The 8,261-nt window shown below is 47.4% G+C and carries 6 protein-coding genes; 1 reads left to right on the top strand and 5 read right to left on the bottom strand.

The features are described 5' to 3' along the window. Nucleotides 1-172: 172 nt before the first annotated feature. The 5 genes from petD to QUB06_RS10885 all read right to left on the bottom strand — a co-directional run bounded on the left by petD (nt 173) and on the right by QUB06_RS10885 (nt 7,907). Entirely contained in the window at nt 173-655 is a 483-nt protein-coding gene (gene petD / locus QUB06_RS10905; protein WP_333435301.1) for a cytochrome b6-f complex subunit IV, read from the bottom strand. 556 nt (nt 656-1,211) lie between these two features. Further along, nucleotides 1,212-1,880, bottom strand: a complete 669-nt coding sequence (gene petB, locus QUB06_RS10900) for a cytochrome b6 (protein ID WP_333435300.1) — start codon at nt 1,878-1,880, stop codon at nt 1,212-1,214. A gap of 334 nt (nt 1,881-2,214) precedes the next feature. Further along, nucleotides 2,215-2,367, bottom strand: a complete 153-nt coding sequence (locus tag QUB06_RS10895) for a hypothetical protein (protein WP_333435299.1) — start codon at nt 2,365-2,367, stop codon at nt 2,215-2,217. A gap of 235 nt (nt 2,368-2,602) precedes the next feature. Beyond that, nucleotides 2,603-3,664, bottom strand: coding sequence for a calcium-binding protein (locus tag QUB06_RS10890; RefSeq protein WP_333435298.1), 1,062 nt, complete (start codon nt 3,662-3,664; stop codon nt 2,603-2,605). Nucleotides 3,665-4,031: 367 nt separating this feature from the next. Beyond that, nucleotides 4,032-7,907, bottom strand: a complete 3,876-nt coding sequence (locus tag QUB06_RS10885; RefSeq protein ID WP_333435297.1) for a M12 family metallo-peptidase — start codon at nt 7,905-7,907, stop codon at nt 4,032-4,034. Between the two features lie 14 nt (nt 7,908-7,921). On the opposite strand from QUB06_RS10885, the gene QUB06_RS10880 reads away from it, so the two are divergent. Further along, a partial coding sequence (locus QUB06_RS10880) for a hypothetical protein (RefSeq protein ID WP_333435296.1) occupies nt 7,922-8,261 on the top strand: 340 nt, incomplete at its 3' end.

The raw sequence follows: 8,261 nt of genomic DNA, 5'->3' as shown, positions 1-8,261 counted from the left end.
AATATTTGCCCAAATGGAATTATCGAGCCGTACCCCAACCTGAGTAATTCATTAAGTTATTTATTTTTCATTCCTAAAATCTAAAATGAATTGACGCCCGCTAAAGTTTCCCACCAGTACAAAAGCACTTTACAGGAAACCCGCAGGCGTCAAAATCAAGCAAACTTAAATCTTAGAAAAGACCCAGTGTGAAAGATTTGTCGATCGGGAAAATAGCACCAATACCCAACCACAGAGTGAACACAGTTCCCAAGAGGAAAACAGTAGTAGCAACAGGGCGGCGGAACGGGTTTTGAAACTTGTTAACGCTTTCGATGAACGGAATCAAAATCAAGCCAAGGGGAACAGCAGCCATGCAAGCAATACCCAACAATTTGTTAGGCAAAACGCGCAGGAGTTGGAACACAGGCCACAAATACCATTCCGGCAGAATTTCCAGCGGAGTAGCAAAAGGATTAGCAGGTTCCCCAACCAAAGCCGGGTCTAGTACGGCCAAACCCACGCACAGAGAAATCGTTCCCATGATGACTATAGGGAAAACGTAGAGCAAGTCATTAGGCCAAGCTGGTTCGCCGTAATAGTTGTGACCCATGCCCTTAGCGAGCTTAGCGCGGAGCGCGGGATCGCTCAAATCTGGTTTTTTGATAATAGACATAGTGAGAGTGTTCTCCTTTTAGTTTTACCCGGACCTGGGATTCCGCTGTATTCGTTAGTCTCAATCAGCGGGGCGATCGCAGGAAGTATTGGCCGTAAATAAATATCTTGACATCCTCACCGACTATCAGGTGCGGTGATTCCTAAACCTCACAATTTAGGTTTCTGCTTCGAAGGCAACTGCCTCCACCCTCAAGGAGTATTGGTCTTACGTTCGCTCCACAGACTATCCCCGCAAGCCCTGCGGTTCTTATGTGTCGAAAACCCCAAAAGGAATTCTTATGTATTGTTTTGATTCTAGGGATGTTTGCCATTGCCCTATCCTCTTTTCCCGGTCTACCGATTTGTCTGCGCCGCCAGTCAAACTGGACGAGAGCTCGTTAGGCTGTCTGAATCCATCGACGGACAGTGGGTTAGTGACCATCTAGATGCTAATACAAAGCCGTCCTAGAAGGACGGGGTTTCGTGCCCAATTTTTTGATGAGTGATGAATTCTGAATTTTCAACTCACAATTCAGCGGGGGGGCAAAAAAAGTACCGCCCCCACAACTCAAAACTTACAACGGGCCAGAGATACCTTGCTTGCGAATCATCAAGAAGTGAGCCAGCATGAACACTACAATCAGCCAAGGCAACACAAAAGTGTGCAAGCTGTAGTAGCGAGTCAAAGTGCCTTGACCGACGCTGACACCGCCGCGCAGCAGTTCAACCATCAAAGAGCCGACAACCGGGATGGCTTCGGGGACACCGGAAACGATTTTAACCGCCCAGTAACCGATTTGATCCCAAGGCAGCGAATAGCCGGTCACGCCGAAAGAAACAGTGATGACTGCCAAGATTACTCCTGTCACCCAGGTTAACTCGCGGGGCTTTTTGAAGCCGCCTGTCAGATAAACCCGGAAGATGTGCAAAATCATCATCAGCACCATCATGCTCGCAGACCAGCGGTGGATGGAGCGGATCAGCCAGCCGAAGTTGACTTCAGTCATCAGGTATTGCACTGAAGAAAAAGCTTCTGCTACCGTGGGACGGTAATAGAAAGTCATGGCGAAGCCGGTGGCAAACTGGATCAGAAAGCAAACTAAAGTAATTCCGCCCAAGCAGTAGAAAATATTGACGTGCGGGGGTACATACTTTGTAGTGATGTCATCGGCGAGCGCCTGAATTTCCAGGCGTTCCTCAAACCACTGGTAGGTTTTTGAGTCGGTGATTTGTTTAGAAAACATGGAGCCAGAATTCCTAAAAGAATATTGCTGTGGTTGAGGTTCAGGGCAGCAGCCACAAGGTTTTTTGTCGCCCCGCGCCGAGCAGCTTGCTTTTACTAGCAAATGCCTGAGGCTATTTTTTAAATTTGGAGCTGACGAAAGGAACTCTATTGTGCGATCGCCTGCAAGCCCTGGGAAACTAAGCGGTGGCTTGTCCCTACTCGCTGGCGTTGCCCGATCGAATTCCAGACTGTGATAAAAAATGTAACATAATTGCCGTGCAATTTTCACGCAGGCGATCGCTTTTTGGACACTTAAAAGGCTTTTTTCGGAATCTCAACATCCGCCCAAGCTACTATGCGGGTAGGGCTGGGCTACAGAAAGCAGTCCGAGCCGGAAACAGGTTTGCCGGGAGAGGCCAAATTTCATCTCGATCGTAAAACTTTACCTTTTGGGCCCAAACGCCCTCATTGTCGATCGAGTAACCCGAACCGGTTCGATCGTCCAACCGAATCTTGTTTTGTAGTCAGGACTTCAGTCTTTATATCATTTCCGGTTACACTCATACATGATGTTGACGGTTGACGGTTGACGGTTGACGCCGTGAACAGTCAACAGTCAACAGTGAACTGGAATTTACTATTCCGATGCTAACGGATTTGATATTACTCACAAAATCTGCTGGCTGCAACCTGTGTATTTCCGTAAAAAAAACCGGTGATTGCCCCCCTCCGTAAGTCAGCTCACAATTGAAAAAAAGGCAAACTTTCCACAAAAACTGGCAGTATGGGCGAGAAAGGAGTGGGACGCGGCGGTATCGGAAAGGGAATTCCCGGCAGAGATGGCAAGGATGGAAAGTCTCGCGATGGCGGTGTAAACCCAGTCGAAACGCTCGCGCAATCTGAGAGATTCACATCAGTAACATTTTTAACGTCGGCGATTAAATCCGATCCGACAAATATCCGAGTTCCCCGCGTCGTACCGTCATCATAAGATTCAAATCGATAAAAGAAGAAGCGAGCACCGTTACGCTCTTGTACGAAACCAACGACTTGGATTTTGTCGCCTTCGACCCGGTTAAAATCCTCAATAACGGCATAGGCATTGTCACCGCTATAGAATAGGTAAGGGCTGGCATTTGACGAACCGAGAACAAATAAGTCGGCTCCATTTTGCCCGATCAAATAATCAATTTGTGCTACTGTTGAGGAAAAGCCGTAACCCACTAATGTGTCATTGCCCGGCCCGCCAATCAGGATGTCGTTGCCTTCATTTCCCTCAAGCAAATCGTCTCCTGAATTGCCGTTAATGTAGTCATTATCTAAGTCACCTCTTAAAGTGTCGTTCCCACTGTCTCCCAACAGGCGATCGTTATCTTTGCCACCCATTAACAAGTCGTTGTTGAAGCTACCAAACAAGAGATCGTCTCCATCTCCTCCGAGCACCGTATCATTGCCTTGACCGCCGATAAGACAGTCATTGCCAGACCCTCCCAAGATACTATCATTATCGTCTTCTCCTCTGATTAAATCCGCGCCTTCGCCACCCTCAAGAATATCATTCCCGGCACCTCCTTCAATTTTGTCATCGCCTTCGCCACCGCTGAGACTGTCGTTACCAGAGTAGCCCAAAAGGCGATCGCTACCGACTCCACCTGCGAGACTATCATTTCCTTCTCCGCCATCTAAAGTGTCATTACCAGCCAAACCATATAGAGTATCATTGCCTCCAAGCCCGCACAGGGAATCATCGCCAATTTCACCGGCTAGCAAATTATCGAGATTGTCACCGCATATAACTACCATAAATTTGTCCTCCTGAAAACTATTTCACAACAGTCACTCAATTTTAGATTTGGGATTTTAGATTTTGGATTGTTCCCGTCCACTCAATTTTGGGTTTTGAATTTTAGATTTTGTAAGGACTTTAGTCCTGATATCAAATCTGTTAGCATCGAAATTATTCCTATCTCTCTTCTCGACATCGGCGTGAATCAGCGTCAATCCCTTGTCCGGGGCGGTTCAGAAATTCTCTTTTTTTTACCGCAGATGAGGGCAGATAAACACAGATAAACGCAGATAAACGCAGATGAATTAGTTCGATTCCGGTTGCAGCATCCGTGATTATTGAAGGAATTTCAGGGACACAGGATTTGCCTGTGTCCCTCATGGTTTAACTGAAATCAGTAATGGTAATTTGGTTAGCTGTTACGCCATTAATAGCAGCTAAAATTTCACCTGTTGCTGTCAATGTGATTAAAGTTGCACTGTTGCTAGGGACAATAGAAAGTTGCGAGAAGGTTAAATTGTCGGCAAGTGCGAGGAAGTCGATGCCGGCTTCAAAATCAACAATGATATCGCTGCCAGAATTGGCGGAAATTAAGAAGCGATCGCTCCCATTTCCTCCTATCAAACTATCATCGCCGTTTTCACCGCTGAGAAAATCAGATCCGTTACCGCCCAGCAGAATATCGGTAGCCTGACCGCCGTAAAGACTGTCATTGCCTTCACCTCCACTCAAGCTATCTTGACCGCGATTTCCAAATAGGATATCTTCCCCATTATTGCCCAACAAATTATCGATTTGTTTGCCGCCGTAAACAGTGTCATCGCCGTCGCTACCGTCGAGGGAATCATTGCCTTGATTGCCGTGTATCCAGTCGTTGCCACCCAAACCGCTGAGAGTATCATTGCCGCGTTTGCCGGCCATTGTATCGCTGCCGCTGTCGCCGGAGAGGCTGTCGTCGCCGTCAGTGCCCGTGAGATTTGAGTTAGCTGCGATCGCATCTATTTCTCCTTCAATCACCGCAACCGCAGGTGTATCGGGCAATGTCGTTTGTTGAATTTTGGTATCTAAGGCAGTACCAGTATTTTCGGCAATAACTTGGGCGATCGATTTCGTACCTGTACCGACTGCTTTTAAGTCTTCAGAGGTTGCGCCTAGGGCTACTTTTTGGACGCGGGCAACTTCTCGGTTAATTGAAGCCGTTGCAGTGTTGGATACAACTTGGTCAATGCGCTGATTTGCTTCGGCCATTACCTTAGCTGCATCCGGGGCAATTTGCAACAATTGCTGAGTGTTTAAATCCGAGTCAAATTGTTGCGCTGCTGTGACGGCGCGATCGACAATTGTTGCTAACTGGTTGGCATCGCTGAGATTGAGAGTAGTCGCCGATTGAATTTGTTGAACGATCGCACTTACAACTGCTTTTACGCTGTCGGTATTGTCCAGAATCGACGCACCGTCTATTAAAGCAGCAGTTTGGGTAATGACGTTTTGTACCTTGACCATTGCAGTCAAAGTTTCTACTCCACCCGCGATCGCGTTTTCGGTAGCTGCGATCGGATCTAAGTCAGTGATGTCAACATTAGCGGGAATTGAAAGAGAAGATTTGACGAGAGATTCGGCGCGATCGCTGTCAATTCCTTTGTCAATTAAATCCGCTACTAAAGTGGTTAACAAAGTGACAACAGTAGCGTAAGGCGGGGCAGTGACAGGCGTTTCCAAAGGCAAACCAGTTGCCGTATCAATGCCGCCGAAAGCAACAATATTGCCTTCCTCTGGATCGAGTTCGCCGTTGCGATTTTTGTCAAAAATTTCCAAGGAAATATCGAGTTCGTATTCACCTTTTGGGCCAGTTGTTGCAGAGGGTTCGCTAGCATCAAGTTCGCCATTTTTGTTAGCGTCTAAGAAAACTGTAGCCCCAGCGATGTAGCCGTCAATAACAGAACCTCGACCTCGATTATAAAGATCGAAAAATGCTATATCCGATGCACCAGCAGCATCCCTTGCTGTTACTCGAATCCAGTAGTTGCGATTGCGCTGCAAGCTATCATCAACCCTGAAAGTACGGCTAGCCGGATCGAAACTCATGCCAGTTGGTAAGGGGCTAATGCGACTCCAACTTGTCGGAATTGGCGATCTCCCTCCGCTGACATTTCGCCACTCAAAGTTGGTGACATTTTCATACCAATCTGCTGTATAAGTTAAGGTATCGCCCGGATCGGGATCGATGAAAGTGTCGTTTTGAAAAGTAAACTGCAATTGAGGACTCGCACCCGGTTGCAAACGCAAACCTTGTTCGCGGAACGGAATGTTTAAAACAGGCGGGCGGTTGACACCAGGACTCAGATTCAGATTAATATAACCTGACGATCCGCCGAAGCCATCTACTGCTATTTTGTAAGTCGTACCCGCAGTAGCAGTAAAATTGACTCGACTGGTTTGACCTCCAGCAGGGTCGTTATTATTGCTAGCAACAGTTGTTAAACTAGAAACAGAACCGCCAGTGTAAACTCCCAACAAAGTATCGAAGGAACTGCCGGCCGTAGAAACTGTTACCGCGCCAGAACTTGGGGCTGTCCAAGACCACCAAATAGATTTACCGCCGCTGTTACCTGCATGGTTTAATTCTCCTGTTTGTTTAGTGCCGTTGACATTTAAACCAGTTGAGGAAAAAGAACTACCCGTGACAGTTTTAGCATTCTCAAGATTATCGTTTGAGTGCCGCCAATTAGCAGCATAAATAGCAGTATTATTCAGCGTCCGAGCATTATCTGTGGAACTCGTTCCTGTGGGTTCGCCGAGATAAGTGCGATCGGGATTGGACCAGCGATTGATCCGCGTAATGGGAGGATCGGGACGGCGGGTCTGGTAAGACATGATGGTGCGGAAAGTGATTGGATCGGTGGTATCCCGATAGCCGTAAGCATAGGGATAAGCGCCAGCACTGCTTGCATTTTGTTCATTATGATGAGCACCTTGGTTATGCCCTAGTTCGTGGGCAAAGGTGTAAGATCCTGCTGCATTATTCCTCTTGACTACAGTAAAGGCTGAATTTGCAAACCCATAGCTAGGATCTGTCATTAAGTAACCTATACCGCCGTAGTCTAAGCTATCAACAAATAAGCTCACCATGTCGGCCGAATAGGTATTCCGCAGTTGGTGAACTTCGTCTATAAAACCATCGGAAGTATTGCGAAGCCTGTTTAAATCTGTGCTGGCATTGCCACTTTCTGTGTAGTCTATTTCCTGTCTGTGTACTATCCGTATCCGGTGATTGACGCCACTGTTTTCATAACCTAAATTTGTTTCAGATTCAGCCAGGTCAATCAAGGTATTCATGGCATCAGTACCTCCCTCAGCATCTTTGGCTGCTGCGGTATAAACGACCATGACATCTATTACTGCGGGGTCGTCACCGGTCAAATCTGGGCTGCTGTCTGGAAGGTCAGCAAAACTGTCGCTGGGAACGGGAACTGCATCGCTGTCTTGATGAACGTCGGGAAAAGCTGCTTGGTCGATTTCTCGAATGCTGTGCAGACCGTTACCGGCGTAGCGAATTTGGTAAAATTTGTCTTTGTACCTGATATTGCCGATCGCAACGCCATCTTTTTTGCTATTAGTTAAGATGACTTCACTGTCATCTAAAGCACCTTGAATACGACCGATACGCACCCAACTTTCTCCATTGGATGAGGATGTTACCTGATCGAAGATTACATCAAAAGATGTATCGTTAAATAAGTTAATGTTGAGCGGCCCCTCGTCAAAATCCTGCTGCGGGTCATCTATGAGACCAAAATTTACATTTGATAACCGCTGGCGTTTAACAGTAGGGTCATCAAGGTCTGGTTCTGCGACAACTTGCCCCGGTGTTAGGGGAATCAATAAAGAATTGCGTTTGCCAGCAGCAGTATTATCCGTGCTGGTAACGATCGCATCTGCTGCATTTAAACCGGAATAATTGCGATCGTTGCTGACAGAAGGTTTGGTAACAATGCTGTAAGTTTTATCACCGTCAACAACCTTGTCATCAACACCAGTTACCGTCACCGTTTGCGTTTGATTCCAATTAGCAAAGTTGAAGTTCAGCGAGGGTGGAGAAACTATGCCTTCTGCTGGATTGGAACTTTCTAAATCAATTCTGACATCAGCAGTTGGCGGAGTATTTAGTTTGACTGTAAATGTTGCTTTACCTCCCGCTTCTGTGGTGACTAATCCTGATGTCGGATCGACAGTAATGCCAGCAGGTATCGTCGGCGGCATGATTACTGGCGGTAGTGGAGTTGGTGTTGGTGGAGTTGGCGTTGGTGGAGTTGGAGTTGGTGGAGTTGGTGTTGGTGTTGGTGTTGGCGGTGTTGGTGGAGTTGGCGTTGGTGGAGTTGGTGTTGGTGTGGGTGTTGGTGGAGTTGGTGTTGGTGTTGGTGTTGGTGGAGTTGGTGTCGGTGGAGTTGGTGTTGGAGTTGGTGTTGGCGGTGTTGGTGTCGGTGGAGTTGGTGTTGGAGTTGGTGTTGGCGGAGTTGGTGTCGGTGGTGTTGGCGGTGTTGGTGTTGGCGGAGTTGGTGTCGGTGGTGTTGGCGGTGTTGGTGTTGGCGGTGTTGGCGGTGTTGGTGTTGGTGT

This window comes from Microcoleus sp. D2_18a_D3, from assembly GCF_036702455.1.
In the GTDB taxonomy this organism is placed as follows: Bacteria; Cyanobacteriota; Cyanobacteriia; order Cyanobacteriales; family Microcoleaceae; genus Microcoleus.
This window is presented reverse-complemented; position numbering and strand designations above follow the sequence as displayed.

Excerpts from the sequence above, each read along its gene's own strand:
- QUB06_RS10890 (WP_333435298.1), bottom strand. The coding sequence starts at position 3,664 with ATGGTAGTTATATGCGGTGACAATCTCGATAATTTGCTAGCCGGTGAA.
- QUB06_RS10885 (WP_333435297.1), bottom strand. The coding sequence starts at position 7,907 with ATGCCGCCGACGATACCTGCTGGCATTACTGTCGATCCGACATCAGGA.
- petD (WP_333435301.1), bottom strand. The coding sequence starts at position 655 with ATGTCTATTATCAAAAAACCAGATTTGAGCGATCCCGCGCTCCGCGCT.
- petB (WP_333435300.1), bottom strand. The coding sequence starts at position 1,880 with ATGTTTTCTAAACAAATCACCGACTCAAAAACCTACCAGTGGTTTGAG.